36 protein-coding genes and 1 tRNA gene are annotated in these 25610 nt (G+C 66.9%); 22 read left to right on the top strand and 15 right to left on the bottom strand.

Annotated features, from left to right (window positions below; all coding sequences use genetic code 11):
* Positions 1-118: 118 nt before the first annotated feature.
* From ACFQQJ_RS17585 to ACFQQJ_RS17595, 3 genes are all read right to left on the bottom strand, one after another.
* On the bottom strand, positions 119-646 hold the full coding sequence (locus ACFQQJ_RS17585) for a hypothetical protein (RefSeq protein ID WP_377108573.1): 528 nt from the start codon (positions 644-646) through the stop codon (positions 119-121).
* A gap of 204 nt (positions 647-850) precedes the next feature.
* Positions 851-1066, bottom strand: a complete 216-nt coding sequence (locus tag ACFQQJ_RS17590) for a hypothetical protein (RefSeq protein ID WP_377108574.1) — start codon at positions 1064-1066, stop codon at positions 851-853.
* 247 nt (positions 1067-1313) lie between these two features.
* Positions 1314-1973, bottom strand: a complete 660-nt coding sequence (locus ACFQQJ_RS17595) for a hypothetical protein (protein WP_377108576.1) — start codon at positions 1971-1973, stop codon at positions 1314-1316.
* Between the two features lie 495 nt (positions 1974-2468).
* On the opposite strand from ACFQQJ_RS17595, the gene ACFQQJ_RS17600 reads away from it, so the two are divergent.
* Entirely contained in the window at positions 2469-2723 is a 255-nt protein-coding gene (locus tag ACFQQJ_RS17600; RefSeq protein ID WP_377108577.1) for a hypothetical protein, read from the top strand.
* Between the two features lie 128 nt (positions 2724-2851).
* On the opposite strand, the gene ACFQQJ_RS17605 is transcribed toward ACFQQJ_RS17600, so the two are convergent.
* Positions 2852-3538 carry an AbiV family abortive infection protein gene (locus ACFQQJ_RS17605; RefSeq protein ID WP_377108579.1) on the bottom strand — a complete coding sequence of 229 codons (687 nt, stop codon included), beginning with the start codon at positions 3536-3538 and terminating at the stop codon, positions 2852-2854.
* A gap of 286 nt (positions 3539-3824) precedes the next feature.
* On the opposite strand from ACFQQJ_RS17605, the gene ACFQQJ_RS17610 reads away from it, so the two are divergent.
* From ACFQQJ_RS17610 to ACFQQJ_RS17630, 5 genes are all read left to right on the top strand, one after another.
* Complete coding sequence (locus ACFQQJ_RS17610; protein ID WP_377108581.1) at positions 3825-4226, top strand: hypothetical protein; 402 nt, start codon at positions 3825-3827, stop codon at positions 4224-4226.
* Positions 4227-4849: 623 nt separating this feature from the next.
* Entirely contained in the window at positions 4850-5197 is a 348-nt protein-coding gene (locus ACFQQJ_RS17615) for a hypothetical protein (protein WP_377108582.1), read from the top strand.
* A gap of 619 nt (positions 5198-5816) precedes the next feature.
* Positions 5817-6176: a hypothetical protein gene (locus ACFQQJ_RS17620; protein WP_377108584.1), complete on the top strand. Its 360-nt coding sequence runs from the start codon at positions 5817-5819 to the stop codon at positions 6174-6176.
* A 129-nt stretch (positions 6177-6305) separates the two neighbouring features.
* Positions 6306-6554 carry a hypothetical protein gene (locus ACFQQJ_RS17625; protein ID WP_377108585.1) on the top strand — a complete coding sequence of 83 codons (249 nt, stop codon included), beginning with the start codon at positions 6306-6308 and terminating at the stop codon, positions 6552-6554.
* A 97-nt stretch (positions 6555-6651) separates the two neighbouring features.
* Positions 6652-6930: a hypothetical protein gene (locus ACFQQJ_RS17630; protein ID WP_377108587.1), complete on the top strand. Its 279-nt coding sequence runs from the start codon at positions 6652-6654 to the stop codon at positions 6928-6930.
* A 128-nt stretch (positions 6931-7058) separates the two neighbouring features.
* Here the strand turns inward: ACFQQJ_RS17630 and ACFQQJ_RS17635 are convergent, their stop codons facing one another.
* From ACFQQJ_RS17635 to ACFQQJ_RS17660, 6 genes are all read right to left on the bottom strand, one after another.
* The gene (locus ACFQQJ_RS17635; protein ID WP_377108589.1) at positions 7059-7361 is read right to left on the bottom strand and encodes a hypothetical protein; all 303 of its coding nucleotides are present in this window, start codon (positions 7359-7361) and stop codon (positions 7059-7061) included.
* A gap of 140 nt (positions 7362-7501) precedes the next feature.
* Complete coding sequence (locus ACFQQJ_RS17640; protein ID WP_377108590.1) at positions 7502-7807, bottom strand: hypothetical protein; 306 nt, start codon at positions 7805-7807, stop codon at positions 7502-7504.
* A 1087-nt stretch (positions 7808-8894) separates the two neighbouring features.
* On the bottom strand, positions 8895-9338 hold the full coding sequence (locus tag ACFQQJ_RS17645) for a hypothetical protein (RefSeq protein ID WP_377108592.1): 444 nt from the start codon (positions 9336-9338) through the stop codon (positions 8895-8897).
* 235 nt (positions 9339-9573) lie between these two features.
* Positions 9574-9936, bottom strand: coding sequence for a type II toxin-antitoxin system death-on-curing family toxin (locus ACFQQJ_RS17650; RefSeq protein ID WP_377108594.1), 363 nt, complete (start codon positions 9934-9936; stop codon positions 9574-9576).
* Positions 9933-10136: a CopG family transcriptional regulator gene (locus ACFQQJ_RS17655; protein WP_377108595.1), complete on the bottom strand. Its 204-nt coding sequence runs from the start codon at positions 10134-10136 to the stop codon at positions 9933-9935. The genes ACFQQJ_RS17650 and ACFQQJ_RS17655 overlap by 4 nt, the downstream gene beginning before the upstream one ends.
* 262 nt (positions 10137-10398) lie before the next feature.
* Positions 10399-10710: a hypothetical protein gene (locus ACFQQJ_RS17660; RefSeq protein WP_377108596.1), complete on the bottom strand. Its 312-nt coding sequence runs from the start codon at positions 10708-10710 to the stop codon at positions 10399-10401.
* 525 nt (positions 10711-11235) lie between these two features.
* Between ACFQQJ_RS17660 and ACFQQJ_RS17665 the strand changes: the two genes are divergently transcribed.
* From ACFQQJ_RS17665 to ACFQQJ_RS17715, 11 genes are all read left to right on the top strand, one after another.
* Positions 11236-12393, top strand: a complete 1158-nt coding sequence (locus ACFQQJ_RS17665) for a tyrosine-type recombinase/integrase (protein ID WP_377108597.1) — start codon at positions 11236-11238, stop codon at positions 12391-12393.
* A 3-nt stretch (positions 12394-12396) separates the two neighbouring features.
* Positions 12397-12813 (top strand): hypothetical protein, encoded by a 417-nt coding sequence (locus ACFQQJ_RS17670; RefSeq protein ID WP_377108599.1) that lies wholly within the window; start codon positions 12397-12399, stop codon positions 12811-12813.
* A gap of 46 nt (positions 12814-12859) precedes the next feature.
* Positions 12860-13084, top strand: coding sequence for a helix-turn-helix domain-containing protein (locus ACFQQJ_RS17675; protein WP_377108601.1), 225 nt, complete (start codon positions 12860-12862; stop codon positions 13082-13084).
* A 355-nt stretch (positions 13085-13439) separates the two neighbouring features.
* Positions 13440-14498 (top strand): AAA family ATPase, encoded by a 1059-nt coding sequence (locus tag ACFQQJ_RS17680; RefSeq protein ID WP_377108602.1) that lies wholly within the window; start codon positions 13440-13442, stop codon positions 14496-14498.
* Between the two features lie 38 nt (positions 14499-14536).
* Positions 14537-14818 carry a hypothetical protein gene (locus ACFQQJ_RS17685; protein ID WP_377108603.1) on the top strand — a complete coding sequence of 94 codons (282 nt, stop codon included), beginning with the start codon at positions 14537-14539 and terminating at the stop codon, positions 14816-14818.
* Entirely contained in the window at positions 14815-15198 is a 384-nt protein-coding gene (locus tag ACFQQJ_RS17690; RefSeq protein ID WP_377108604.1) for a hypothetical protein, read from the top strand. Before ACFQQJ_RS17685 ends, ACFQQJ_RS17690 begins: the two co-directional genes overlap by 4 nt.
* Positions 15199-15221: 23 nt before the next feature.
* Positions 15222-15725, top strand: coding sequence for a hypothetical protein (locus tag ACFQQJ_RS17695; RefSeq protein ID WP_377108605.1), 504 nt, complete (start codon positions 15222-15224; stop codon positions 15723-15725).
* On the top strand, positions 15722-15952 hold the full coding sequence (locus tag ACFQQJ_RS17700) for a hypothetical protein (RefSeq protein WP_377108606.1): 231 nt from the start codon (positions 15722-15724) through the stop codon (positions 15950-15952). The genes ACFQQJ_RS17695 and ACFQQJ_RS17700 overlap by 4 nt, the downstream gene beginning before the upstream one ends.
* A gap of 12 nt (positions 15953-15964) precedes the next feature.
* On the top strand, positions 15965-16219 hold the full coding sequence (locus tag ACFQQJ_RS17705) for a hypothetical protein (protein WP_377108608.1): 255 nt from the start codon (positions 15965-15967) through the stop codon (positions 16217-16219).
* 544 nt (positions 16220-16763) lie between these two features.
* The gene (locus ACFQQJ_RS17710; RefSeq protein WP_377108609.1) at positions 16764-16985 is read left to right on the top strand and encodes a hypothetical protein; all 222 of its coding nucleotides are present in this window, start codon (positions 16764-16766) and stop codon (positions 16983-16985) included.
* 14 nt (positions 16986-16999) lie between these two features.
* A complete protein-coding gene (locus ACFQQJ_RS17715) occupies positions 17000-19396 on the top strand; it encodes a hypothetical protein (RefSeq protein ID WP_377108610.1) in 2397 nt (798 codons plus the stop codon).
* A 50-nt stretch (positions 19397-19446) separates the two neighbouring features.
* Here the strand turns inward: ACFQQJ_RS17715 and ACFQQJ_RS17720 are convergent, their stop codons facing one another.
* The 5 genes from ACFQQJ_RS17720 to ACFQQJ_RS17740 form a co-directional block, all read right to left on the bottom strand.
* Positions 19447-19641: a hypothetical protein gene (locus ACFQQJ_RS17720; RefSeq protein WP_377108612.1), complete on the bottom strand. Its 195-nt coding sequence runs from the start codon at positions 19639-19641 to the stop codon at positions 19447-19449.
* Positions 19641-19865, bottom strand: coding sequence for a hypothetical protein (locus tag ACFQQJ_RS17725; protein ID WP_377108614.1), 225 nt, complete (start codon positions 19863-19865; stop codon positions 19641-19643). Before ACFQQJ_RS17725 ends, ACFQQJ_RS17720 begins: the two co-directional genes overlap by 1 nt.
* On the bottom strand, positions 19862-20086 hold the full coding sequence (locus tag ACFQQJ_RS17730) for a hypothetical protein (protein WP_377108615.1): 225 nt from the start codon (positions 20084-20086) through the stop codon (positions 19862-19864). Before ACFQQJ_RS17730 ends, ACFQQJ_RS17725 begins: the two co-directional genes overlap by 4 nt.
* A complete protein-coding gene (locus ACFQQJ_RS17735) occupies positions 20083-20298 on the bottom strand; it encodes a hypothetical protein (protein WP_377108616.1) in 216 nt (71 codons plus the stop codon). The genes ACFQQJ_RS17730 and ACFQQJ_RS17735 overlap by 4 nt, the downstream gene beginning before the upstream one ends.
* A gap of 110 nt (positions 20299-20408) precedes the next feature.
* A tRNA-Met gene (locus tag ACFQQJ_RS17740) sits at positions 20409-20482 on the bottom strand.
* A gap of 141 nt (positions 20483-20623) precedes the next feature.
* On the opposite strand from ACFQQJ_RS17740, the gene ACFQQJ_RS17745 reads away from it, so the two are divergent.
* The 5 genes from ACFQQJ_RS17745 to ACFQQJ_RS17765 are packed head-to-tail and all read left to right on the top strand — an operon-like array spanning position 20624 to position 25594.
* Entirely contained in the window at positions 20624-22165 is a 1542-nt protein-coding gene (locus tag ACFQQJ_RS17745; protein WP_377108618.1) for an ABC transporter substrate-binding protein, read from the top strand.
* Positions 22166-22184: 19 nt separating this feature from the next.
* Complete coding sequence (locus tag ACFQQJ_RS17750; RefSeq protein ID WP_377108620.1) at positions 22185-23147, top strand: ABC transporter permease; 963 nt, start codon at positions 22185-22187, stop codon at positions 23145-23147.
* On the top strand, positions 23144-23956 hold the full coding sequence (locus ACFQQJ_RS17755) for an ABC transporter permease (RefSeq protein WP_377108621.1): 813 nt from the start codon (positions 23144-23146) through the stop codon (positions 23954-23956). The genes ACFQQJ_RS17750 and ACFQQJ_RS17755 overlap by 4 nt, the downstream gene beginning before the upstream one ends.
* Positions 23953-24789, top strand: coding sequence for an ABC transporter ATP-binding protein (locus tag ACFQQJ_RS17760; protein ID WP_377108622.1), 837 nt, complete (start codon positions 23953-23955; stop codon positions 24787-24789). Before ACFQQJ_RS17755 ends, ACFQQJ_RS17760 begins: the two co-directional genes overlap by 4 nt.
* Positions 24782-25594, top strand: a complete 813-nt coding sequence (locus tag ACFQQJ_RS17765; RefSeq protein WP_377108624.1) for an ABC transporter ATP-binding protein — start codon at positions 24782-24784, stop codon at positions 25592-25594. Before ACFQQJ_RS17760 ends, ACFQQJ_RS17765 begins: the two co-directional genes overlap by 8 nt.
* Positions 25595-25610 lie beyond the last annotated feature (16 nt).

Consider the following 25610-nt stretch of genomic DNA (forward strand, 5'->3'; position numbering starts at 1 on the left):
CATCGACGAACTTGCCGTCGACCAGCGTCAGGTGGGGCCAGATCAGACCGTCACAACCACCCCGGAGTGTCGCGGCCGGGGCCAGATCAGACCGTCACAGTGGGGCCAAATCAGAGTGTCATTCCCATCCACGCCGGTCGCGGTGGTACCGGGCTCCGTTGCGGAGTATGCCGACCGTCGTCCAGAACGCGATGCGAAGATCCTCACCGTCGCCCCATTCGATGGGATCCCCGCTGGCTAGACCTTCGAACTCCAGCCACACGAAGGTTCGGGCCGGCACCTGTTCATCCCAGGAGACCAGGATCTGTTCCGCATCGAGCCGGGGTGAGGAAAGAGCGACCACCCTTAAGGCACCGGCAGGATCGACATTGGCCCAGTCAGGAGATGGAGGCACCTCTTTGGCGTCAGGGACGACATCAAGCAGGGCGGCGAGGAGCGCTCGCGCCGCCATCGCGTCGGACACGAATCGGGTAGTCGAGACCGGGTCGGGCGGTAGCGAAGGGTCCAGATCGGATCGCGCGGCAGCAACGGAGTCGGCGAAGCGGTAGTACAACTCGCTCGCCAGGAACAGCGGAGCGAGCCCTACTCTGGCCAACCACGCAAGCAGAGCCCAGCCAGGCTCCGCATGCCGCTCGTCCACGTACACCGCAGCAGCCTAGCGAGGGCCGTCATCGACCACCGGCTGGTCATCCAGGTGGATGTCACGAGCCCGTGCACGCTGGTGCGGCCGGTCACCTGGCATAGCCACAGCCGGCTGTTCTGAACGGTTGAGAAGGGCTGAGATAGGACCGCGATGCAATGCCGGCCAAGATCCGGATATGCCGCGCCGCGGACGGAAGCTTCACAAGGGTCAGCAGGAGTGGAGCAGGTCGTCCGGGTCTCCGCTGACGCTCACGCCGCCGTCAAAGCCGACAACGATCGGGATGTCGCTGTCGCCTCCGTCCGACAGATCGATCTGGAGCGTCGTGTTGTCGAGCCATTGAACCGCGTTGATTCCGCTGTAGTCCCCATTGACGCAGCCCAAATCCATCGTGGTCCAGCCGTGCTGAAGCTGCAGCGGGTACATCGGGTCGATCCAGTCTGCATACCTGCGAACAATCAGGGTCCGATCGCCGTCCGGGGACGGATACCGTTCGTACTCCTCCGCAACGAGCCCGCAGCCAGCGGTAGACGCAAGGCCGACAAATGAGACAGCCAGCAGCGCCGCCCCACGGTTCCCGCTCGTACGCCTCACGCAGGCCAGTATCCCGGGGCATCAACAGTCGTACACGACAAACGCGCACTCCTGCAGCGGCTGGCGCGATTCGTTTGGGTTAGTCAGGTTGCTGGCCGTCGGCTGGCGCGTGTTCGTACCAGTCTGGCTCGAACGAGCTCTTGGGTGCCGTCACGCCGAGCGTTGTCCAGCCACCGGCCTCCGGGACGTGAATCCACGCCCGCTTCCGACCTGTCTTGTTCGGTGCGTATCGCGCACCTTGGGACAGCAGGCCTTTCGCGACCCAGTACACCTCGCTCACGCCGTCGCCGACGTACCAGTCGTGGAACCCAACAGGAGCACGCAGCGGGGGGAACTCAACCCGAACCAGATCACCGCCGGGAGCGTCCCAGCTGACCAATACCTGCTCGCCGGCCAGACGAGGTGCCGTCAGCGCGATGGCGTGCGGGAGAGTCATGTCGTCGTGTTCACCCGGCGGCCAATAGTCAGGATCGGGGACGGTCTCGACAGTGCCGGGCACCGCCAACTTCAGACTCTCGACGAATGCGAGTGCCGCGGCTGCGGCGTCGTCCAAGTCTGAATCATCCAACGGACTCGTCGGAATCAAGGGCCTAAAGTCGCCCCGGACGCGAACCGCCAGCCGTTGGACCCCGAGGAGCAGCAGCGCAAGCAGCGCAACGGGAGCAAAGAGAATCGCCAGCAGGACCCAGCCGGCGCCCTTGAACCCCTCGATCACCCGGTTGCCGTCGCCGCTAGCCACGACTAGAGGCTACGGCACCGTCGGCGTCTCAATCCCCCTTCGGTCGGTCCCTGCCAAATGACCGCTTCTGCCGCGGCTCGTGGGGGTGGATCGCGGGCATTTCAGCGATTGTCGCTGACCTTGGGCCCAGCTCGGTCTTGCAGAACTCGTTATGGGAGAGACTCTGGACTGGCGAGAGACGACAGAGGACGACGACTAAGCATCCGGGTTTCGCCGCGCTGTGCGAGTTTGGCCTTCCGGCTGGAGTGCCCGAGCACAACCACCCCCAGTTGCCGCCCGTCGCGAGCGCGGCGAAGCCCACGCCGACCCGGCTTCGATGTCGCCCTACCGGGGTCTGTCTTCCTCGAGGACGGCAGAGCACACTTGCATGACCGGCGCCTTGGCGGCGCAAAGGGATTGCCTGGAGGTCGAATGACGTCAACCCGAGGACTGATAGCGCGGTCAGTTCTTGCAGGTGCGTGTTCGGTTCTGGCGCTTACCTGCCTCGCGGGTTGTGTGAACTTCGCCGAGGACTCCCTCGACACGGTGGTGTACTTCGACAACAAGACCGACAGGACGCTCTGGGTGCGGCTGAAGACCGCTCCCGGGGTTCGCTACGAATACCTCCGCATCGATCCGCTCAAGACTACCCAGTTGCGGCTCGTCGATAGAGGCGAGTGCACATCAGGGCTCTTGATCACGGACATAGACGGCGCAACCGTGAAAGACCCCGGGAGGCTCTGTTGGCATGGCACAGTCACGATCCCCTGAGCACTCACCATCAGCCTCCGTAGCGCCGCCACCGGCGCGAACCTCCGGTCGCGACCGGACACCGTACGACCAACAGGGTCGTCCCGATGTCACTCTCATCCCGCAAGCCGCCTGCGAGCCAACTCAGCTCACCCATGAAGCGTTGACTCCATGCGCGGCGCCATATCAGCCGCGCCCGCCTCGCCTTGGCCCAGGTTGTGGGCCCAATCGACGATCCTGCGCGCCAGGTCGAGTCCAGCCTCCTCGCCCTTGTCGATCACGTACTGATCGAGCGCCGGACTCAGCGCTGCCGTGAGCTGCTGCGCGCATTCGATGGCCTCCGGAGAAACCTGGGCGTAGGTCCTCCCCAACCATTGGACGAGGCGCTTTGCGTCGGTGAGCACCTGCTCCGCACGCTCTTTCGTTACCAACGGGCACTTGAGTGCGCCATCTCGATAATCGACGTAGAGCGCCCGCAACTTCTCGCGGTGAAGCGCCGTCGAGTCCAAGGCACGGGCATCTGCGCGGAACTCTGCCAACTCGCTGAAGAAGCCGATCTCGACCAAGGATGCGGTCAACAACTTGTCCTCGTGTCGTGTCGCCTTCAGCTCGGCAAGATCATCGTCCGGAAACAGCCGGCTGGTGGCGAGTACCGCCTTGCCAGCCTCCTCCAGCGCCAACACAGCAAGCGCCATTGCGCGCGCCCACCGCTGATGCAAGAAGAGGAGGTCGGCATCAGACAGAAGTGTCTCAGCGTTCGCCTGAAGAGCCCTCACATACTCGACGAGTTGCGCGAGTTCCTCGCCTGCCGATCCTTGGTTCCAGTTTGCTGACACAGGGGCTCACTCTCCTTTCGGCCTCGGCCTCAACGCCGCTCATCATCGTGGCACCCACGGCTGACAACTCGCTGAGCACACTAGGTGTCGACACACGTTGGACGCTCCGAGCGCGGTCGCGACTCGCGCCAGCGGCGGGTAGCAGTCGACCGCTTCTGCCGCGGTGTGTGAGGGTAGCCTTCCGGCTGCCGGTCACCCGAGCACAACCGCCCTCAATTGCCGCGCTGCGCACGTTCGATGTTGCCGATGAGCGCGCACTTCCATCCATGCCGCGAGAGACTTAGCCGTGCCCAAGCGTGACTTCCCGTTCTCCCCTAAGTCCGCCACTCGGCTGGAGGTTGGCGATCTGATCGCCATTTCGGACAGCGACGGCGACTGGGCGGTGTTGCAGGTTTCCACCCTCCGACGCACCGGACCAGGAGCTCGCACGACCCTCGGCGTCGGGGTGTTGCCGTGGCGAGGGAAGAAGCAACCCACTGCGGAAGCAATCGCAGGTCTGGAGTTCGTGGAGCACGGCTTGACGTCTATCGAGATCTTCACCGACGGCGGAGCCGAAGTCGTCGGCAGCGCGGCTCTCGCAAACGGAGTTCAGTCCAACCTCCTCGACATTGGTGTTGGCGTGACCCACAAGGTCTGGGGTTGGCGCACTGCGATGGAGCGAGCTCGAGACGCAGGCGGCACCCGGTAGCCCGACCGGCAGTCCGCCGACCGCTGCGGTCGTCGGCGCGGCCGAACAGGCGGCAAGGCAACGGCCAAGAAGCCGGCAAGGCAAGACGCGGGTCGTCCGAGAGCATTCGAGACGGCTGGAAGTAGACCCGGCCTTGCGCCGCGCCACGGCCGACTTTGCCGCGCATCGATCGGGCCCACTTGAAGACGTGCTGTCGTACGGGAGGCGGCTATTTGGGCGTCAGACCATCGGGATGTAGGAACTCAGTCCTCGTGCGACCTCCTGGCGACCAGCACTCCATCCACGATCAAGCCGATCGGACCGGCGATACAAAGCACCATCGCTACCATGACCGTCTCTCGAGAGCTGGCGATGAATGCGATCGCAACTGCGAGCAGACAGACAGCCAGCCCGACCAGGATCCACCCGCTATGGCTCTCGCCAAAGAACCCGCGAACTCGCATGCTCGAGAGCCGTGAAGACCACTCACGAACACGAGTCATGAACCGACGCGCCTCCTCTGCCCAAGTTCGAGCCTAGCCCGCTGGCGTTGCCCCGCGAGCAGTTCACGCAGGTTCTCGAAGCCCCCTGCATTGCCGCAGATCGGGGTCGTTCGACTACTCGTTCACGAAGACCATGACGTGGTGGCCGTCGGCCGACCTCCACAGTTCCGCTTCGTACTGTTGCCTCCCGCGCGCTTCGGACGGCGGGCACCACTCGACGTCCCGCGGACCCCCGGAGATACCCAGCCACACACGGCGCGCTTCGGCCGGACCCACCCACTGCGCGATACCGGCACCACATTCGACCTGGACCGCGTCGAGCTCGTCCAACGTGAGGAGCCGCTCGACCTCCACGCGATCAAGGGTGCTCACGTGGTGGTACTCGACACCGCCGGGGCCGAAGAGCCGAGCTCTGCACAGGGGCCGTTCTTCCGCAGCGTGTTCGGCCACATCGGTACGATGGCCGGTGCCACGATAGTCGACGAGTAGAGAAGGTAGATCCCTTGATTCGTGGGATTGGGGCGCTTGCTGGTCGGCTCACTAGCATCCGGTTCCGTGGCATCTTTGGGGAGACGCACAGCGGGTGGCTCGCTATGTGGGTTGCGGTCTTGGTGTTGGCGGGGCTCGTGGCGTACTTCGCGAACTCACGCACAGGAGCGACTATCTCATTGGTTCTGGGAGTCATTGCAATCTTGGGATCCGTTGTGGACGCTGTCCTGTGTACTTTGGTAGTCCCTCGAAGTCGCGAGGATTCTATGGAATAGGACTCGCCGACGACTGGGTGGAGAGCCGTATCGACATACGGGCCGCGATCGTACCAAGCCCGCGTCGGAGTCACCCGAGATCGTCGGCAAGGCGGTGCGAACGTGGGGTAGGAACCGTCGAGCATCCATCTCGACGCCCACGACATCGCTGGCGCGATGGAGACCAAGGCGTGCAGGACCGCGGATCGGCTGGCGTACGTGGCCTCATCGCTCCAATTGGGGACCTTCGAAGCGTTGGCGGAGCTTCTTCGAGCATCCCCTGGGTGAAGAACGCACGGATCTGCCGCACCGGGTGCAGTCGATGTTGCCGACGGCAGTGTCCGGCAACCGGTAGACATAGCGTCATGAATGATGCACGGACGGTCTATGTGGAGACCCTGGCAAAGATGGCCGATATGGAAGGCAACGCTGGGCTGGACTCTCCGCGCCCTCGGAGCTGGAATCGTCTGGTCGACCGACTTCAGGCTGCGAGGCGAGACCTGTCCAAGTCCGAGGAGGGCCAAGCCGTCATCGCAGCCCTGCTCACTGACACACGCGTCACGGTTCGCCTCTGGGCGGCCAGCCATGCACTCCATTGGGACGAGCCCAGGGCCAGAGACGTGCTCACAGCAATCGCGAGCGACGCACACGCGGGACTGAACCGCCTCAATGCAGAGATGACCCTGAAGGAGTACGACGCGGGTCGTCTGAATCCCGACTGGTAGCCATCCGCTCATGCCGTGGTGTGTGAGGGTAGCCTTCCGGCTGCCGGTCACCCGAGCACAACCGCCCTCAATTGCCGCCGTCCGCGCGGCCTCATCACGTCCATGAGCCGGGTGTGCGAACATCTGCACATGGATGAGCCCGAGCCGGGATTCGTTGGTCTCCGCGTGTGGGACCGCTCAGTTCTCGTGCTGATGGATTGGCTGCTAACAACCGACGAGTCCACACTTCCCTACACGCATCCGGCGCAGAAACAGGCTCTCCGCGACTTGCTGACGGCAATCGAGTGGTCGCGTGGGCTGGGCTACACCGACGCGGAACTCGCGGTCGCCCAAGAACAGGTCTCAAGCAACATGTCGGACGAGGACCGCGAGATCTGAAGGTGGCACACGGCTCCGGTCCCGAGGGCACGACCGGTTCTGCCGCACCCGGGCCGGATCGATAGAGGGAGCGGCTCGCCGCCCTTACGCTTGGCGAATGGCCGAGAGTCTCTTCGACGAGATGCGTCTTCACATGTCCGCCCCTTTCCCCAGGTCAGTGGAGAAGGGGATCAACTACGGCGAGGTGGACGCCGTCATGATCGGCGCCGACATCTACGGTTGGGCGACTCGAGCAGGTTCCCTTTCCGCGTTCGAGAGATCACGGCTTCGCGAGGCCGCCGACCAGCTTCAGCGATCCATCGACTCGTTCCCGCTTGATGCGCGTCCCTACTACGGGCGCCTCGTCCGCATCGCTCGACTGGCACTGCTGGAGTAGTTCGAACTATCCGCTTCTGCCGCGCCGCGGACGGTAGCCTCACGGCTGCCCGGCCGCGACCTCATCTGCCGCGACGGGTGCCGCTGAGAAGCTTGGGCGTGTACGCCCGCCCGACGAGCCGGTGTTGATCAGAGGACGCGCACGTCGACGATCGTGGAGACTCCGTTAGCAGCAACGTCCACCTCGGCGCTGAGGTCGCTCGGGGATTCCTCGGCCGTCCAAAGCGGCAGGACAACGAAAACCGAGCCGTCAGGTCTTGCCAAGAAGTCAGTTCGATCGTGTGTCCAGATTTCCTCCGGCTGAGGCATGAGGACCGCCTTCTCCTTGCCATACCGGTCCACCCAGGTCATTAACTCAGGCCGAGTGCCCGCCACGAGGTCGGAGAGCTCTCGACGTATCGAGTCGCGAAATCGCTCGGGTACTACTGCCATGCACGGAATCCTATTGCCGGAGGCGCACTCTCTTACCGCGACCTCACCCGCCGCGAACTGCACGGGCGTTCGGGACGAGACTGGACGTCGACAGTCGCGTGAAGGGCCGCTGTCCTGCGAGAGGATCGCTCTCGCACGCCTCAGGGGTAAACGACCGTTTCGGAGGCACACACTTGGTCGACCTTCTTCAAGACATTGCCCTTCTCGTCGACGATCTCCCAGTTGGTGAGGCAGTGCCCCTTGGCGGGTGAGCCGGAACTCTTCTCCGTTGTGTGTGGCGTGGCGGTGACGGGCAGGAGTGGGCCGTCCCGCGTGACCTTCTGCAACGTGACGGTGACATCGGAGTTGTTCTGGAGCCAGATGCTCGGACGTGCACCTTCGAGGCCGCAGCCCGTCACAGTCAATGCGAGGGCGGCCGTGGCGAGCGCTATGCGTGCGAGCTTCATGGGTTCCTGCTTCTCCGGTCCCCCCAAACTATCCCCCGTGAGCACCGAAGGGACGCGCCTTCCACAGAGAGTTCACCGGGACCCAGTCCTGCGGCTCAGCCACCCGGACGTATCATGAAGCCAAGTAAGGAACGGACGAACTATGCGCAGAGTCGTGGCCGTGGCCGCCACTATTCCAACATTGCTATTGGGCGGCTGCCTAGCCGAGAACTCATTGGATATGGCGGTGTACTTCGACAACAAGACAGATGTGAGACTCTATTTGAGCAGACGTGATTTGGTTAAGAACGGCGACCATGAGACCATCCCTCCAAATGGAGTGACGTCGCTGATGCTCCTCGGTAAAGGAGATTGCAGCAGCCAATGGGTCATCATTGACCGAGACGGGACGACAGTTAAGGACCCGGGCAGGATTTGCTGGCACGACACAGTCTCGATCCCGTAGTCGAAAACTGAGGTTGTCGGAAGGACCGCAAGACCGCCCTATGTACCAACGCCTGTGGCCTCAGGCTCGCTCGTGGCCTGGCCTGGGCGAACTCGGCTCGCGGCATGCGAGGACTGGCGACGAGTTGGGCGCGGTCTTCGTTGGCGTCCGCGGGGACCCTCGCGCTCTCTGCATTCGCATTCGGATACGACGTAGTCGAGCCAACATTCAACGTCAAGAACCTCACCAGCTCCCCACCATCCTCCGCCCTCTGGACCGGTCGTCCTTCCGCCGTGATTCCGCTCCCGAGGAGACCATTCACGTCGAAGCAAGCGAAACAGGATGCGGCTCCTATGGCTGGATCGCCACCCCAACTTCCGGAGCCACGGTGGCTGAGGTGCCTCGTGGGTCCCCTGGCCATCGCTGGACGATTCGCGGAGTTAACGTCTCGACATGTGAGTGAGCCAGGTCTCGTCGAGCGGGCAGTCACGCGGACGGCCTCACTCCCCGGATGAACCCGCACGCACTGGACCCGGCCCCAATGTGAACGCACGATCATGCCGCGCCTCGCGCGGAAGTGCGGGTGAGCATTCAAGCGGTTGGTCTTCCGATGCGGCTTGAACTCCATGGCGGATGGTTCGGCGCGAGTTCCGAAATGCGCGACTACGTGATGAACTCGACGAAGTACAGATCGCGGTAGTCGGCTCGCCCGCTCAAGTCGGCGAATGTCAGATGGAAGCTGACCATCGACTCGTACTCGTCGCTCTCGCAAGGACGCACGAAGACGGGGGGATCCTCGCCGTCGCGCACCCACGAGTACTGCGGTACGGCAATCGCTCGGGTCCTGAACCAGCGCTGCAATGTGTCGGGGTTCGCGCTGGGCGCTTCGACCACCATGACCACTCGTAGCGTTGACTGATCACCGTTGCCACCGGAATCACCGACAGCGCTGGCGATCGCGACCCGCGTGGCACCTGCTGGTAGCGCGAGCGCGGCGACCTCATCCTGAAACGCCTGCAGCTCGCCCCGTTCGCGAACGATCGGCACCGCGATTAAGGCGGCTAGGACCACCACACAGATGGCGGCCACGGCTGTGCGGACGCGCATGCACGCACCCTACGCCGCACGGAAAGGGGAACCCGCGATATGACCCCAACCCGAGCCTCCGCGGCCACCACCGCACCTCATGGGAGCGTGAACGCTAGATCAGGAATCAAGGTGCCACGGGTCCAGCCGACGGCCTTGCCTGGCTAGAGCCGGCCAGCAGCGTCACGTCCCCACATGCCGCGCCGCGGACGGTAGCCTCCGGCTGCCCGGCCGCGACCTCATCTGCCGCAGTCGGCTAGTGCCATTCTGCGAGGAGTTCGGCTGCTCGCTGGTAAGTGGTGGTGCCGCTGGCGATTGCGATGACCAGGTTGTAGGCATCGTCGTCGGGGGCTTCGAGGGTGATGTCGTTGAGGCCGTAGAACACCACGGTAGCCAGCCAGCCGATCCGCTTGTTCCCATCGATCAGGGCGTGGTTGCGGACCAGCGACTCAAGCAGAACCGCAGCCTTGTTGTCGACACCGGGGTAGGCATCGGTACCGAACACGCTGACCTGGGGCCGGTGCACTGCCGAGTCGAGCAAGCCGATGTCGCGGATCGGCCCCACTCGCAGGTCCTCGATCAGACTCAGGACGTCCTCCAGACTCAGGTACTCGATCACTGGCCGAGACGATCGAGCAGGTCGGCGTAACGTTCCCGCGCTGCAGCCGAGAGCGCGGTGAGCTTGTCGCGGCGCAGCCGACGCGAGGCGGCCTCACGGATCGCGCGCACGGTCGCCTCCTGCTTGCTCACACCCTCAGCTTCGGCGAGCAGGGTGAGTGCTTGTTCGTCCTCGGGAGTCAACCGCAGGGTCATCGCCATACAAGAATGATACCAATCTGGTATCGCGAGATCCCTGTCGCGGTGTGCGAGGGCTGACGCCGGCTGAAGCCCCGAGCTCGACCGCCCTCAAGTGCTGGTATGGGGATGCGAGGCGGCGGCGCTGGATAGAAGTGACGCCCCCGGTGTCCTCCCGATCCTGCCGGACGTCTCCGCGTGGCCCGCGGAGCATCGCGTGCAGAGCCCGGACACCAAGCGACCGCGGAGTACCCGCGGCCGCCGGTGGTCGTGACCCTTGCCGTCGTCAGGACGGCTTGTATCCCCAGGCGTAGTAGCTGATGCCCTGGAGGTTGCCCTTCTGGTTGTAGACGTCGCGGTTGCTCACGGTGCCGTCGTAGTCGACGTAGTCGTAGGTCACCTTGGTGCCCACCTTGAGGCAGACGTAGGTGCCGAGGTCGAGATGGGTGGGAACGGTGGCGCTGTCGCCACTGACTTCCACCTTGTTCGGGAACAAGGACGTGTCGCAGTGTTGGGTGACGGCTTGTGCGGGCGCTGCCACCAGAAGTGATCCTGCGATCATCAACGAACCCAGTCCTGCCGTGATGAGCCTGTGCATCCCATTTCCCCCTTGAACGAGTGCGGTGGTCCAGGACGGGACGTGAATCCGGACCTGATGCAATCACGCTATTCCTGGCCACCATGATGCGGAAGATGGAGCGGTAGTCCTACCCCCCGCGTAACCTTTTGGCGTCCTCGAACGGTGCGTGTGGCCACATCCGCCGGCCACCGGGGGATTGGCGCTGGCTTCCTCACCACTCGGCCCGTCCTTGTCTTGACGACGAGTCTGGACTCAATCGCATCGGACCGAGGGGCCAGGGATCTCTGCGGCTCGTTCCTGCGTCATAACCTGCTAATAGGTTGCGAACGAGCCTCGACAACCAACGAGCCCGAACAAGCTGAGAGGCCCTGACTATCTATCTAGTCAGGGCCTCTTTTCGTAGCGGGGACAGGATTTGAACCTGTGGCATGTGGCCTCTCGGCTACAGGCTGTTCCCCTAGTGAGACTGCCCTGACTAGGTAACGCGCAACACTGTATCCGTTCGCTAGTTTGGACACAAGTGGACTCGCGTGCCATTATGGATTGCACGAAGATGGCACGACGAAGGGCGAGCCGATGGCGGCACGTAGCGGCATGAGGGCATTCGGGCGCATTCGGAAGCTGCCCTCCGGGTACTTTCAGGCGGGCTACGTCGGCCCGGACGCCGCGACGCACTACGCACCGCACACGTTCGAGGCGAAGGTGGACGCGGAGCGGTGGCTGGCTGACGAACACCGCCGGGTCGGCCAGCCGGATTGGCTGCCGCCGAAGCTCCGCCGGGCTCACGAAGAGGCGAACCTGCCGCCCACCCTGGCCGACTACGCCGCAGGCTGGCTGCGCTCAAGAGACCTGAAGCCCCGCACTCGCGCGCTCTATCAGGGCCTGCTGGATCGCTTCATCGTGCCCGAGCTCGGATCCGTTCGCCTGCCCGCCGTCACGCCGACCATGGTTCGGCAGTGGCACACCAGTCTTGGCCCGAACCGGCCGACGCAGCGCGCGCACACCTACTCGCTTCTGCGCTCGATCCTCAGCACGGCCGTGCAGGAGCAGATCATCCCAATGAATCCGTGCCTCATCCGAGGGGCGGGTGCCGCGAAGAGGAAGACGGTGACGGAGCCTGCCACGCTCGACGAACTCAGGGTGATCCGCGAGAACATGCCCGAGCGCCTCCGCCTCGCTGTCGACCTCGCCACCTGGTGCTCACTGCGGCAGGGTGAGTTGCTCGAGCTGCGGCGGGGAGACGTCGACATCGCGGCCGCCCTCCTTCACGTCAGGAGGGCGGTTACACGACTGCCGGGGGAGCCGCCACTGGTGGGCACCACGAAGTCGGCAGCGGGCGTTCGCGATATCCACATCCCGCCGCACGTCCTCCCGGCAGTTGAGCACCACCTGAGCCGGTACGTGCCCCCAGCGAAAGACTCTCTGCTGTTCGTTGGGCGGGACTCAGGCGAGCAACTCGCGTCCTCCACGCTCTACCGCTGGTTCTACCCCGCCCGCGAGGCCGCAGGGCGTCCCGATCTCCGCTGGCATGACCTCCGGCACACCGGGAATCACATCGCCGGCGCTGCGGGCGCCACCTTGGCGGACCAGCGATATCGGATGGGCCACAGCACGTTCGCGGCCGCGATGCGGTATCAGAACACCGCCAAGGGCAGAGACAAGATCATTGCCGACGAGATGTCCAAGATGGCGGGGGAGTGAGCCGTGGGCGAGCGCGACGACCTCTACCGCAGGGTGGCCCGGGGAATGCGGGAGCTGGCGGGGCACGTCGACGACCTGGGGCGTGGCTCAGAGTCCTTCGTCCGGCTGTTCGACGACGCACTGGCGATCGTCTGCGCCAACGAGTCGCACGCGCCCGATGTGGTTCTGGTTGGAACCATCTACCCCTCCGCACCCAGCATGATCGGCAGCACGACGCTGATTGGCAACACGCCAGCCGCGACACTCAGGGAGGCCCTCAAGGCTCCTGGGCGCACTCGAGCCCGCTATCGCCTGGAGTGCCCGCGGTGCGGGCTGACGGTCGAGTTCAGGCAGGAGAAGATGCCGATCGTCCAGCGCATCGTCGACCTTGGGGTGTCACGGCTGGACATATCTTCCCTGGAGGGCTATATTCGCAAGTAGCACCTCAGCGGGTGCGGCCTTGTGCTGCACTCTTGGAGGTGCTTCGTTGTATAAGCCCCAGAATCCTCCCTCGCCCACCGACCACCGCTGGGTAGGGATCGCTAGCGCCGCGACCTATGCGGGCGTCTCTACCAAGACCGTTCGCCGCTGGATCTCGAGCGGCAACATCGCCGGCTATCGCGTCGGCCCCCGCCTCATTCGCGTCGACCTCGCCGAGGTGGAGCGGATGATGCGACCGATTCCGACCATCGACGGGGCGGCCGTCGCGTGACCACACAGCAAAGCCGCCCCGGGCCGGGGGCGGCCGACAATGCTTCGCTTGCTGCTAACGACATCCTATCGGACGTCTCGCCAAAGGTAAGCCTCCGCGCGCGCCTGGTGATCGACCTCAACGGCCTGACTGACGAGAGTGCCAGCAAGCGACTCCGGGACGCGTCGATGGACGCCCGGCCCGGCTGCGAGGTGGTACTGAGGGTGCCGCCGGGGGGCTGGCTGCCCATGGCGGGGATCTTCGACCTTCAAGCGCACGGCCGGCATGCATCCGTCGTTGTGGAGGCCCCAGACACCGCCACGGGTGAGGCCTGGCTTCGCGCACTTGGCGGCGACCCGTGGCGGGCTGGTGCACTATGAGCGAACAACTCGAGGACTCCCGGCTCGGCGCGATGGTGTCGGCCAAGTGGTTGTTGGCACAGCGGTTCCCGCCCGTCGAGTACGTGGTGCCTGGCCTGATCCCCGAGGGGCTGACCCTTCTGGCCGCCCCGCCGAAGATCGGCAAGTCGTGGATGGTGCTGGGGCTGGGCGTCGCCTGCGCTGCCGGCGGGATGGCGTTCGGCCACATCAAGGTCGACGAGCGCCCCGTGCTCTACCTCGCCCTCGAGGACGGGCATAGGCGCCTCCAGTCTCGCCTCCGGTCGATCGGCGTCACGTCCTCTCCCGGCACGCTGCACTTCCTGACCGTCGTGCAGCCGGGCGCCATGCTGCCGACGCTGTCGGAGTTCATGGACCTCTACGCGGAGCGACACCCCCTGGTGGTGCTCGACACGCTCGGCAGGGCCATGCCTCCGGCGTCACCGAACGAGACCACCTACCAGCGCGACTACCGGACCACAAGCGCACTCAAGAGCGTGGCGGACGCCTGCCCCGGCTCCTCCCTGATCGTGGTGCACCACACCCGTAAGGCCGAGTCGGCAGACTTCCTCGATGCCGTCAGCGGCACTCAGGGGATCGCCGGCGCGGCCGACACGGTCATGGTGCTGCGGCGCGAGCGGCAGGATCACTCCGCGATCGTCAGCGTGACCAGCCGGGACGCGCAGGAGGGTAGCTACTCCCTCACCCTCGACAGCTCCGGGCTCTGGCTCCTCGACGGCTGCGACCTCGAGGAAGCCGCCAACGCCGCGCGGACGAACGCCACCACACAGGGCGTCGGCGATCGCATGGCCGAGCTGGTCGTGGAGGTGAACCGCCACCCCGAGGGCATCCGCTCCGCAGAACTCGCGGCAGCCCTGCACATGGACGACGCCACCGTGCGCCGCTACCTCAGGCGCGCTACCGACGCCAGCCGGATCCTAAATCCGTCCCGGGGCCTCTATACCCCTGTCACAAGTGTCACGTTGTCACAACTGCCCGAACCCGAATGTGACAACGAGACAGATGTGACACGCCCCTTGGGGGGCTGGGTGGCATGAGCACCATCCCACACACCAGAACCCGAGAGGACCAGCCCATGAACGCCGACGACCAGATCCGCCACACCTCCGACTGCGCCCGGGGCAACGTCACACAGGGCCGGGGCGCCGAGGGCGACATCGTCCAGCGCTGCCGCGACTGCGGTCGCATCGCCATCCTCGACGACGACGGCCAGCGGGTTGACCGGATGCGCAACTCCCGGGCCGGGCACATCACCGGGCCGGTCAACTTCGCCGCCCTGGCCGCCACTGCGAAGCGGCTGGGCGTCCCGGCGTGGCGATGGGACGACCACCACGGACGCATGGTGCAGATCGCATGAGCCAGACGGTCGACACCGCCACGCGCCTGCCGGCGGACGCGGTACTCCTGACTGGCGCGGCCGTGACCCGGACCCTCGAGGCGGTCAGGTTCGCGCAGCAGTACCGGCGTCAGATCGGGCTGTCCCCGTCCGTGGCATGGGCGCGACTGGAGATCGTGCTAGGTGAGGGCGTGGCCGAGCGCGGACAGACGGACAGCCCAAACAGCCCCATTCAGGATGCTGGCTTCGTGGACATCGCAACCGCCGCACAGATGCTCGAGTGTTCCGAGCGCACCGCCCGGCGCCTGGCTCCCCGGCTCGGGGGGCGCAAGCAGGCCGGGGTCTGGCTCGTCGACTCCACGGCAATCCGCGAGCACATCGCAGGCGCGATCGCAGCATGACACCTCAACCGAAAGGCAGCACCATGGCCCGCACTCCCTCGATCAACCTGGCCGAGCTGGTTCGAGTGCCCCTCGCCGACGTGCCGGGCATCCCGCACTTCATCCTCAACAGCGCGCTCAACGACTGGCTCCGCGCGAAACGTGTAGTCGTGAAGCCGGACCACGCCGGCCGTCCCTCCGTCGACCTTCCGACCGCGTACCGGATTCAGGAGGAGATGGAGGCCGAGACCGCAGCGGAGGAGGCCCGGCGACAGGCTCAGGCCGAGAAGCTTGCCGACGCGGTCGCCGAGGCGCAGCGACGCCGGCAGGAGGTCTACACCGCGGCTTACCTCGCCTGTGGCCTCAACCATTCCGCGGGCTTCGCTCAGGTCATCGACGCCCGCAAGGCGGCATGGAAGGCCGTAGCCAAGGCTGAGGCCGGCATGCCTGCCGAGGTTGCTCGGCAGCTCGGCGCGGTCAGCATCGACGGACTGCCTGGCGCGCAGAACTTCCCGATGATGAACCTCACTCTGGTGGATCCCGAATGAAGCGCATCCCCATGGCGACCACGCTCGACATCGTCGGCCTTTCGGCCCTCGCCGCCTTCGCGTGGTTCATCTGGCCGCCCATGGTTCTCCTGGCGGCCGGGCTCACGCTCCTGTTCGTGTCGTGGCGCCTCTCAGGCGGATCCGCGGCACAACTCCTTGCCCGCATCAAGGGCGCGCGGAAGGCGCGCGCGAAGAAGCCGGCGCCTCCGGTCGGATTCATTCACTGAAAGGACACACCCATGGGCACCTATGAGACCGCCAGCGGTCGCGGAGTCGGACGCGGCAGCGTCTACCCCGAATCGTGGGGTCGGCCGGTCGGCTCCTCCCACAGCACGGCACGCAAGGAATGGGTGCTGCGCAACATCACCCGCAACCCGCGCTTCAAGCTCGAGCAGCTCGCCGCCCGGGACCTTCACCGCATCCGTGCCGAGATCGCCGAGATCGACGCACAGCTCAAGGCCATGGGGATTGAGCCCCCGAGCGATCTTCCGTGATCCCTCGGCGGTCGTGGTGTGCGCCGCGCACAGCCGGGGAGGGGTTCCCCTTTCCCCCTCCCCGGCTGGTGGTGCAGGCGCAGGCCGCGAATGAGGAATTGGCTGAGGCGGGCGCGAGGTGGACATTCACTAGGGAAGCCCGCCCCGGCACCCCTTGCCCGCTGATCAATGCCGCTGCGACTACGGATGACGCCGATTCTTTGGGCGCGCGAGACAGCGGAAGACCGCTCTCGAAGTCCTTACACACACAGAGGTCGGAGGTTCCGAGCGGTGAATTGCCAGCCAAGCGGCAGCTCGGCACGGCCGTCCCGGCACTGAGGAATTCCATGGAAGCGGGCATGCGTGAGACATTCACTATGGAAGCCATGCCGCGGCGGGCCTTGGAATCGAACGCGGGCCGTACCGCGAAGCGAATGCCCTTGTCAACGCAGAGGGTGTTCGATTCTTTGAGCCGATCGGAGCGACGAAGACCGCTCTCGATGTCCATCTCCCCCCGCGACAAAGAAAACCCGGCGCGACTCTCCGTGGTGAATTGTGAGGCATCATGAGCGACCTTCAGACGATCCTCGCCGCCCTCCCGAACCGGCCGCGCGTGCTCCGTGACCTGGCTGCGCACCGCGACCGGGCCGAGGCCTACAACGAAACCGCCTGGGCGCGCCTGTGGGCGTATCTGTGGCTCGAGCTGGCGTCGCTCACCGACGCCGGATCGACGATCCGCACGCATGACCTGACCGACATTCCCCGCGAGCCCGACGACGTCGGCTGAAAGGTTCGTGACGCATGACCGAATGGTCCCCCTCGACGAAACACCGCGTTGAGGTCTGTTTCGACGGCTCCACCTGGGAGAACCTGTCGAGCCCCACCAACTACGTCGACCTGTCCGCCGAACCCCTGCGCATCGAGCACGGCCGCGATGGGGAGTACGGCGACGTCCTGAGTCCCGGCGTGCTCGAGCTGGTGCTGATCAACGACGACGGCCGTTTCTCCCCGGACCTGCCGACCTCGCCCTACTACCCGAACGTTGTCGCCGACGTCGGGATCCGCGTCTCCATGCTCGTCGACGGCACCTATGAGCCGCGATTCTGGGGCACCGTCCAGCAGTGGTCGGTCAGGGTCAACGACCCGGGCGCGCACTCCGCCATCTGCCTGGTGACCGCTACCGGCGCCCTGGGCGCATTCCCGGATTACACGCTCTGGCAGGCCTCTGAGCAGGCGGTGCGGAGCGCGGCGACCCCACCGACGCACTACTGGCCTCGGCTCGACGTCGACGGCACCGCATCGTCGAAGTTCAGTGACTGCGACCTTGTCGACAACGGCGTGAGCGCGGACGCGGGCACGCTCAAGCTCCCGCTCGACGAGGGCGACCCGCACCCGCTGTTCACCTGCTCCTCGGGCAAGCGGAAGCTGACCGCGACCATTCCGCAGATGCCGGACGGCTACCACTGGCGCGTCTCGATCGCGATCAGCAAGCCGTCCGCGTCGTGCAACATCCTGGAGATCACCGACACCTTCGGTCCGCACTACCTGTCGTGGGACGGGACGAAGCTCCAGTACTACGGCGCCGGTTTCGATGTGACCCCCGGCACGTCGGCCTCGTTCTGGCCGGCTGTCGTCTCGGTTCGCGTGTGGTATTCCGGCGGCTTCGAGTACACCGAGCTGCGGGTGATCGGCTCGAACGGCGTGCCGTACTCGACGTCCAGCTCGTTCAGCGGCTACGGGCTGAAGAAGGTCGTCGTCTGCCCGACCCTGTCTGGCGGAGCCACGTTCTCGGCCGGCCACCTCATCGTCGATTACAACGAGACGACGTCATGGGCTCCGGTGCTCCTGGCCCCGCGCATCCCGGCGTCGGTCTCCGCGATCAGCCAACTGTCGACCTGGGCCGGCGGCCCCACCATCACCGGCTCGACGGTCGGAGAGTGCGTCCTGCCGCTCCTCGAGGACCGCGACGCCGCCGACGTCGTCGCCGCCCTCGCAATCGGTGCCGGGGCGCGCCTGCGCGACAACCACGACGGCACCCTCGAATGGATCTCCTTCCCAACCTCCGGCACGCCCATCACCCTGCCCGCCGAAACCGTCGACCCCTCGATCGAATGGGCCACCAGCGACGCCGGATGGATCACCGACTGCACCTCCACCGCCACGGACGGCACCACCTACACCGCCACCCGCGCGGACGGTCGGCGCGTCAGCTACGCGATCGAAGGCGTGAACGCCAGCCGCTACCGCGACCGCGGGATGGCCGACTGGATCGTCAACACCGCCAACACCAAGGCCCGGCTCTCACAGGCCGTCTACGACATCACCACCCTGCCCACCGAGGCCGACCGCGCCACCCTCGCATCCGTCAGGATCGGCGACCGCATCACCATCACCGACCTGCCCGCCGCGATCCTGCCCGACACCCTCACCCTCATCGTCGAAGGCATCACCGACGACATCACCGACGACGGCTGGATGGTGACCTTCCAAACCAGCCCGGACGTCTACTCGCGGCTGTTCATCCTCGACGACGCCGCAGAGGTGCGCCGCAACTACGCGACCATTCCTAATCCGACGTCAACCACGGGCTGGATCACCAACAACGGAACCCTCTACGTGTCGAGCTACGACGCGACTGGCGGGCGGCGGGCAGGCACCGGGGCACGGAAGCTCACCCGAGCGGCCACCAGCCCCAGCGCAACCATCGCGTCGGTGTACGCGGCAGGCCTGTCGGCCTGGAGCGTGGCGCAGCGGGTTCCCGTCACAGCAGGGGAGGTGTGGACAGTCTCGTCGTACTCGAAGGCGAGCGTCGCGTTCACCACCTCTGTCGCGGTCCTGTTCTTCGACGCGTCCAACGTGCAGGTTGGCAGCGCCATGACGGGATCTTCCGAGGCTGGTTCGGCGGGCGGGTGGGCTCGGCCGAGTGTGACCGTGACCGTTCCTTCCGGCGCGACGAACATGGGCATTTCCGCGCAACTCGTCTCGACGCAGTCCGGCGTCACGTCCGGCGGCGAGGCGGTGTGGATGACCGACGCCCTGTACGAGAAGGTCTCCAGCGTCGATGCCTACTTCGACGGCAGCTACAGCCCCGACGCCGACGACCTGATCCCGTCGTGGACGGGGACGGCCAACGCCAGCCCGAGCATCCTCACCGGTGGCGCCGGGATTCTCGATTCGTCCTACATCATCGCCCCATAGAACGCCAGCAGGCCCCCGGCCTGTCTTGAGTTCTAATGGCCGTGCCCAAGCTAGAACGCGTCGACCGTCAGGGCCTGCATCGCCTCCTCGATCGCCCAATCGATCGCTGCCGCGAAGTCATCATCCGTCGCATCGCTGTCGACCAGCAGCAGGCCAGCCGCAGGCACGTAGAGATCCTCACCGAGCCCGTCGACGTACACCACGCGCAAGCCAGCCATGGCCGCGAGATCCTCCGGCCCCTCCATCACTGGCCCGCATTCCGGGCGAGCCGGGCGGCAACCTCGCCGAGCACCCAGTCGGCGATCTCCTCCAGCCGCTCTTCGGTCACGCCGGCATCGATCATCAAGACCTCGCGACCCCCGGCCTTGGCGACGCACTCGAGCCACGCGTCACGGTTCAGGTCCGCGACCGGCACCACAGCGACGCCCGCAAGGTCAAAGGTGGCCTGTACCTCATCAGAGATGATCACGACGCCGCCCCCTTGGCGAGCCGTGCCGCGACCTCGCCGAGTACCCAATCGGCGGCCTCCGTGAGCCGCTGTTCGGTCAGGTCGGCATTGATCAGCAGGAGCGCGCGATTCCCAACCTTGGCGACGCACTCGAGGACCGCGTCAGAGTTCAGGCCAGCGACCGGCACCACGACGACGCCAGCGAGGTCGAAGGTGACCTGCGCCTCGTCCGAGATGATCACGACGCCACCGCCACGGCCGGCACCGGCAGCACCGATTCGAGCCACGACACCAGCTTGTCGGCGCGCTCGGCGAGTGCTGCCGCATCGATCATCGCGAGCCCGTAGCGGTGGAGAACGAGCGCGTCATGGCCGAGGTCGTCGACGACGATGGGGCGGAGGTGCGCCCGCTCGAGCGGCTCGGCGAGCGCCTGGGGGAGTGTGGGCTGGGTCATGCTGGCTCCTTCGGTCTCACGGAGCCTCATTGCATGGAGATTGCACCGGGCGTGCAACGCAAGAGGCCCCTGACTAGTTCGTTCCCTAGTCAGGGGCCTCTTGGCGTTCGTAGCGGGGACAGGATTTGAACCTGTGACCTCTGGGTTATGAGCCCAGCGAGCTACCGAGCTGCTCCACCCCGCGTCGGCTTCACCAGCTTAGGCGAGAGTCCCACGATCCCCAAATCGGGAGGGGCCGAGAGTGCCTCCGGAGGGCCCCGGGAGCCCCTCCGCTAGACTCTTGGCGGCCTTCGCGCGTCGCGGGGCGAGACACCAGTGGAGGCAGATGATGCACGCCGTTTCGTCCCGGCGTCCCCACCGCGGACCGATCCGTGCCCTCGCGGCCGTGCTCGGCCTCGCCTTGGCGATCGTCCTGGCGGCGTGTACCCCGTCCAGCCCGCAGAGCACCGAGAAGCCCCTGCGCACCCTGGCGGTCGGCGCGACGCTCGAACCCGCGTCCATGGACCCGTGGCACAACACCGCCGCGTCCATCCCGCAGGTGCTGCTCTACAACGTCTACGAGACCCTGGTGAAGGTCGACACCAACGGCGAGATCAAGCCGCTCCTCGCCCAGGCGTGGGAGGTCAGCGCCGACCGCCGGGTCTACACCTTCCACCTCAACCCTGCCGCGAAGTTCGCCTCCGGGGCTCCCGTGGACGCCGCCGCCGTCGTCGCCAACATCACCAGGCTCAAGGGCGACGCCCGGCTCACAGAAACCCTGCGCGCGCAGCTCGCGGTGGTGGCGGGGGCACAGGCCTCCGGCAACAACCAGGTGCAGATCACGCTGCTGCGTCCCTCGACGATGTGGCTCTACGACATGTCGTCGACGCTGGGCATGATGCTCGACCCCACCGCGACCGGCGACCTGAACACCACCAGCGCCGGCTCCGGCCCGTACGCGGTGAAGGCGCACAACCAGGGCCAGAGCGTGGTGCTGGCGGCCAACACGGCCTACTGGGGCAACCCGCCGCGCTTCGACGAGGTCACCTTCCGCTACTTCACCGATCCGAACGCGATGAACGCCGCCATGCTGGGCGGCGACCTCGACGTGATCTCCAACCTCCAGGCGCCGGACGCGCTGTCGCAGTTCGCGGACACCACGCAGTTCACCACGATCAGCGGGACGACCAACGGCGAGGTCGTGCTCGGGCTCAACCACGACAACAAGGCGCTGGCGAAGCTCGAGGTGCGCCAGGCCCTCACCCGGGCCATCGACCGTCGCGCCCTGCTCGACACGGTGTGGAACGGCCAGGGCACGCTGATCGGCAGCATGGCCGTGCCCACCGACCCGTGGTACGAGGACCTGAGCGCCACCAACGCCTACGACCCCGACGCGGCCAAGGCCCTGCTGAAGGAGGCCGGCTACGCGTCCGGCCTGAGCCTGCGGCTGCGCGTGCCGGTGGTGCCGTACGCGGTGAAGTCCGCGCAGTTCGTGGCGTCCCAGCTGCGCGACGTCGGCGTGAAGGTGACGATCGAGGAGCTCGACTTCACCCGCTGGCTGGACGAGGTGTTCACCAAGGGCGACTACGACATGACGATCGTCGCCCACGTGGAGGCCCGCGACCTGGGCAAGTTCGCCAACCCGAAGTACTACTGGCACTACGGGGACGAGAAGTTCGCCGCGCTGTACGACGCCGCCGACCAGGCACCGACCGAGGAGCAGGCGGACGCCGGCATGAAGGCTGCCGTCCGCTACCTCGCCGACGACGCGGCCGCGATCTGGCTGTTCGCCCTTCCCAACCTGGTGATCACCAAGGCGACGATCTCCGGCGTGGCCCAGAACGCGACCACCCTGAGCTTCGACCTCACCACGATCACCAGCCGCTAGGGACGGGCGGGGTCCCCACATGCAGCTCGCCCTGCGCCTCGCCCGGCGCGCCGGGGTGTTCCTGGTGAGCCTTCTCGGGGCGTCCCTGCTGATCTTCCTGGTCACCAACGCCCTTCCCGGGGACGTGGCGCAGGTGCTGCTGGGCACGGACGCCACCCCGGAGGCGCTCGCGGAGCTCCGCGCCCAGCTCGGGCTCGACCAGCCGCTGGCCGTGCGGTACCTGCAGTGGCTCGGCGGCCTCCTCGTCGGCGACTTCGGCAGCTCCCACCTCAACGGGCAGCCCGTGCTCGGCCTGCTCGCACCGCGCCTGGCAGTGACGCTCTGGCTGGTGCTGTTCGGGGTGCTCGGCTCGCTGCTGATCGCCGTCCCGGCCGGCATGGTGGCCGCCGTCAAGCGCCGCTCCTGGCCCGGCTTCACGATCAGCGCGGCCGCGCAGGTCGGCATGGCGATCCCCGTCTTCTGGGGCGGGATCATGCTGGTGCTGGTGTTCGCGGTCTGGCTGCACTGGCTGCCGGCCAACGGGTACGTCCCGCTGCTGCGCGACCCCGCCCAGTGGGCGTCCCACCTGGTGCTGCCGGCGCTCACCCTGGCCGGGGTGCAGGCGGCCGTGCTCATCCGCTACGTGCGCTCGGCCTTCCTCGAGGTGCTCAACGAGGACTACTACCGCACGGCCCGCGCGATCGGGTGGACGCCGATGCGTGCCCTGCTGCGCCACGGCATGCGCAATGCCGCCATTTCGCTGGTCACCGTGCTCGGGCTCCAGGTCTCGAGCGTGCTGGTGGGGGCGATCGTGGTGGAGTCGGTGTTCACCCTGCCCGGCCTCGGCACGCTGCTGATCACCGCCGTCGGCCAGCGCGACCTGCTGGTCGTGCAGGGCACCGTGATGTTCCTCGTGCTCGCGGTGCTGCTGATCAGCGCGCTGGTCGACCTGTCCTACCTGCTGATCGACCCGCGCCAGCGCACCGCCGGGGGTGCGCGATGAAGCGCGCGCAGCTGGTGACCGGCCTGGTGCTGGTGGCGCTGGTGGTGCTCACCGCCGTCGTCGCGGTGTTCTGGACGCCGTTCGACCCGATCCGGGTCGTGCCCGGCCAGCGCCTGCTCGGGCCGGGCTGGCCGCACGTGCTGGGCACGGACGGCTTCGGCATCGACATCGCCAGCCGCCTGATGGTCGGCGCGCGGACGGTGCTGCTCGTCGGCATCATCTCCGTCGGCCTGTCCGCGGTGGTCGGCGTGCCGCTCGGGCTGCTCGCCGGCCAGGCCGGCGGCTGGGTGGACGAGGTGGTCATGCGGCTGGCCGACATCGTCTACGCGTTCCCCGCGCTGCTGCTGGCGATCCTGCTCGCCTCGGTCTTCGGCGCCTCGACACTGACGGCGATGGCCGCGATCGGCGTGGCCACGATCCCGGCCTTCGCCCGGGTGGCCCGGGCGGGCACCCTGGAGGTGATGGCCAGCGACTTCGTGCTCGCCGCGCGTGCGTCGGGGACGTCCCGCTGGGGGATCGCGCGACGCCACGTGCTGCCCAACATCGCCCCGCTGATCGGCGTGCAGGCGTCCGTCGGGTTCGCGATGGCGATCCTCGCCGAGGCCGCGCTGTCGTACCTCGGGCTGGCCACGCCCCGTCCCAACCCCACGTGGGGCAACATGCTGCGCGACGCCCAGCAGTTCCTGTTCGTCGCGCCGCTGCAGGCGCTGTGGCCCGGCCTGGCGATCGCGCTGGCCGTCCTCGGGTTCAACCTCCTCGGCGACGGGCTGCGTGACTACCTCGACCCCCGGCTGCGGGAGGTGCCATGAGCCTCCTGGACGTGCGTGACCTGCAGGTGGACTTCGGTCGCCGGCGCATCCCGGCCGTGCGCGGCGTCGACTTCTCCCTGGACGCGGGGCAGCGGCTCGGCGTGATCGGCGAGTCGGGCTCGGGCAAGACCGTGACCGCCCTTGCGGTGATGGGGCTGCTGCCGGAGAACGCGCACGTCGCCGGTTCGGTGGTGCTGGACGGGCAGCAGATCGTCGGCCTGGCCGAGCGTGGCCTGGCGCGGCTGCGGGGCAACACCGTGTCGATGGTCTTCCAGGAGCCGATGACCGCGCTCGACCCCACCATGCGGGTGGGCCGGCAGGTGGCGGAGGTGCTGCGGCTGCACCAGGGCGCGGAGTCCGGCCCGGCGCGCGAGCGGGTCGTCGCGATGCTCGCCGAGGTGGGCCTGTCGGACGCAGACCGGATCGCCGACGCCTATCCGCACCAGCTGTCCGGCGGGCAGCGGCAGCGGGTGGTGCTGGCGATGGCGCTGATCAACTCGCCGAGCCTGGTGATCTGCGACGAGCCGACCACAGCGCTGGACGTCACCGTGCAGGCCCTGGTGCTGGCCAAGCTGGACGAGGTGCTGGACGCGAGCGGCGCGGCCTGCCTGTTCATCAGCCACGACCTCGCCGTGGTCTCCCAGGTCTGCGACCAGGTGCTGGTGATGCTCGACGGGCGCATCGTCGAGTCCGGCACCGTCGAGAAGCTCTTCACCGCCCCCGAGCACCCCTACACGCGCGGGCTGGTCGCCACCGCGCGCCTGGACCTGACCGTGCCGGGCCAGCGGCTGCCCACCGTGGACGACTTCTACGCCGGAGGCGACCATGGCTGAGCACACCGCCACCCCGGGCGAGCTGTACCGGGCCGAGGCACTCACCCGCCGCTACCGCGACGGCGGCCGGGAGGTGCTCGCCCTCGACAGCGTCGACCTCCACCTCGACCGGGGCCAGCGGCTCGGCATCGTGGGGGAGTCGGGATCCGGCAAGTCGACCCTCGTCCGGCTCCTGGCCGGCCTCGACCGGCCCACGTCCGGGCGCGTGTGGTTCGAGGGGACGGAGATCACCCGCCTGCCCGAGCGCGACCTCGGCGTCCTCCGAGCGTCCGTCCAGATGGTCTTCCAGGACCCCCGCTCGTCGCTCAACCCGCGGATGCGCGTCGGTGACATCATCACCGAGCCCCTGCGCTCCCGGCTCGTGCGCCGCCAGTTGCCGGCCGGCACCGACCACCAGCACCGCCTGGCCGAGGTGCTGGAAGCGGTCGACCTGCCCGAGGACGCGGGCCGCCGCTACCCCCACGAGTTCTCCGGCGGGCAGCGCCAGCGGATCGCGATCGCCCGCGCCCTCGCCCCCAAGCCGGAGGTGCTGATCGCCGACGAGCCGGTCTCCGCGCTGGACGTCTCGGTGCGCGCCCAGGTGCTGAACCTGCTGACCGACCTCGTGGCCTCGCAGGGGCTCACGCTGGTCGTGGTCAGCCACGACCTGATGGTGGTGCGCCACCTGTGCGACCGCCTGGTCGTGATGCGGCAGGGCCGGATCGTGGAGGAAGGGCCCACCGAAACGGTCTACGAAACCCCGGCGACCGCCTACACCAGGGCCCTGCTGGACGCCGTCCCGAGGATCCGGACCAGCCGCGGCTGAGCCGGTGTGCGGAGCG

This window comes from Propionicimonas sp. T2.31MG-18, assembly GCF_964266745.1.
In the GTDB taxonomy this organism is placed as follows: domain Bacteria; phylum Actinomycetota; class Actinomycetes; order Propionibacteriales; family Propionibacteriaceae; genus Propionicimonas.

Coding starts and splice junctions, on each gene's coding strand:
- ACFQQJ_RS17645 (WP_377108592.1), bottom strand. CDS start 9,338: ATGCGCGTCCGCACAGCCGTGGCCGCCATCTGTGTGGTGGTCCTAGCC.
- ACFQQJ_RS17700 (WP_377108606.1), top strand. CDS start 15,722: ATGAAGCGCATCCCCATGGCGACCACGCTCGACATCGTCGGCCTTTCG.
- ACFQQJ_RS17655 (WP_377108595.1), bottom strand. CDS start 10,136: ATGGCGATGACCCTGCGGTTGACTCCCGAGGACGAACAAGCACTCACC.
- ACFQQJ_RS17755 (WP_377108621.1), top strand. CDS start 23,144: ATGAAGCGCGCGCAGCTGGTGACCGGCCTGGTGCTGGTGGCGCTGGTG.
- ACFQQJ_RS17630 (WP_377108587.1), top strand. CDS start 6,652: ATGGCCGAGAGTCTCTTCGACGAGATGCGTCTTCACATGTCCGCCCCT.
- ACFQQJ_RS17760 (WP_377108622.1), top strand. CDS start 23,953: ATGAGCCTCCTGGACGTGCGTGACCTGCAGGTGGACTTCGGTCGCCGG.
- ACFQQJ_RS17635 (WP_377108589.1), bottom strand. CDS start 7,361: ATGGCAGTAGTACCCGAGCGATTTCGCGACTCGATACGTCGAGAGCTC.
- ACFQQJ_RS17715 (WP_377108610.1), top strand. CDS start 17,000: ATGACCGAATGGTCCCCCTCGACGAAACACCGCGTTGAGGTCTGTTTC.
- ACFQQJ_RS17685 (WP_377108603.1), top strand. CDS start 14,537: ATGAACGCCGACGACCAGATCCGCCACACCTCCGACTGCGCCCGGGGC.
- ACFQQJ_RS17705 (WP_377108608.1), top strand. CDS start 15,965: ATGGGCACCTATGAGACCGCCAGCGGTCGCGGAGTCGGACGCGGCAGC.
- ACFQQJ_RS17640 (WP_377108590.1), bottom strand. CDS start 7,807: ATGAAGCTCGCACGCATAGCGCTCGCCACGGCCGCCCTCGCATTGACT.
- ACFQQJ_RS17765 (WP_377108624.1), top strand. CDS start 24,782: ATGGCTGAGCACACCGCCACCCCGGGCGAGCTGTACCGGGCCGAGGCA.
- ACFQQJ_RS17745 (WP_377108618.1), top strand. CDS start 20,624: ATGATGCACGCCGTTTCGTCCCGGCGTCCCCACCGCGGACCGATCCGT.
- ACFQQJ_RS17680 (WP_377108602.1), top strand. CDS start 13,440: ATGAGCGAACAACTCGAGGACTCCCGGCTCGGCGCGATGGTGTCGGCC.
- ACFQQJ_RS17590 (WP_377108574.1), bottom strand. CDS start 1,066: ATGTACCCGCTGCAGCTTCAGCACGGCTGGACCACGATGGATTTGGGC.
- ACFQQJ_RS17625 (WP_377108585.1), top strand. CDS start 6,306: ATGGATGAGCCCGAGCCGGGATTCGTTGGTCTCCGCGTGTGGGACCGC.
- ACFQQJ_RS17750 (WP_377108620.1), top strand. CDS start 22,185: ATGCAGCTCGCCCTGCGCCTCGCCCGGCGCGCCGGGGTGTTCCTGGTG.
- ACFQQJ_RS17695 (WP_377108605.1), top strand. CDS start 15,222: ATGGCCCGCACTCCCTCGATCAACCTGGCCGAGCTGGTTCGAGTGCCC.
- ACFQQJ_RS17620 (WP_377108584.1), top strand. CDS start 5,817: ATGAATGATGCACGGACGGTCTATGTGGAGACCCTGGCAAAGATGGCC.
- ACFQQJ_RS17660 (WP_377108596.1), bottom strand. CDS start 10,710: ATGCACAGGCTCATCACGGCAGGACTGGGTTCGTTGATGATCGCAGGA.
- ACFQQJ_RS17690 (WP_377108604.1), top strand. CDS start 14,815: ATGAGCCAGACGGTCGACACCGCCACGCGCCTGCCGGCGGACGCGGTA.
- ACFQQJ_RS17720 (WP_377108612.1), bottom strand. CDS start 19,641: ATGGAGGGGCCGGAGGATCTCGCGGCCATGGCTGGCTTGCGCGTGGTG.
- ACFQQJ_RS17735 (WP_377108616.1), bottom strand. CDS start 20,298: ATGACCCAGCCCACACTCCCCCAGGCGCTCGCCGAGCCGCTCGAGCGG.
- ACFQQJ_RS17710 (WP_377108609.1), top strand. CDS start 16,764: ATGAGCGACCTTCAGACGATCCTCGCCGCCCTCCCGAACCGGCCGCGC.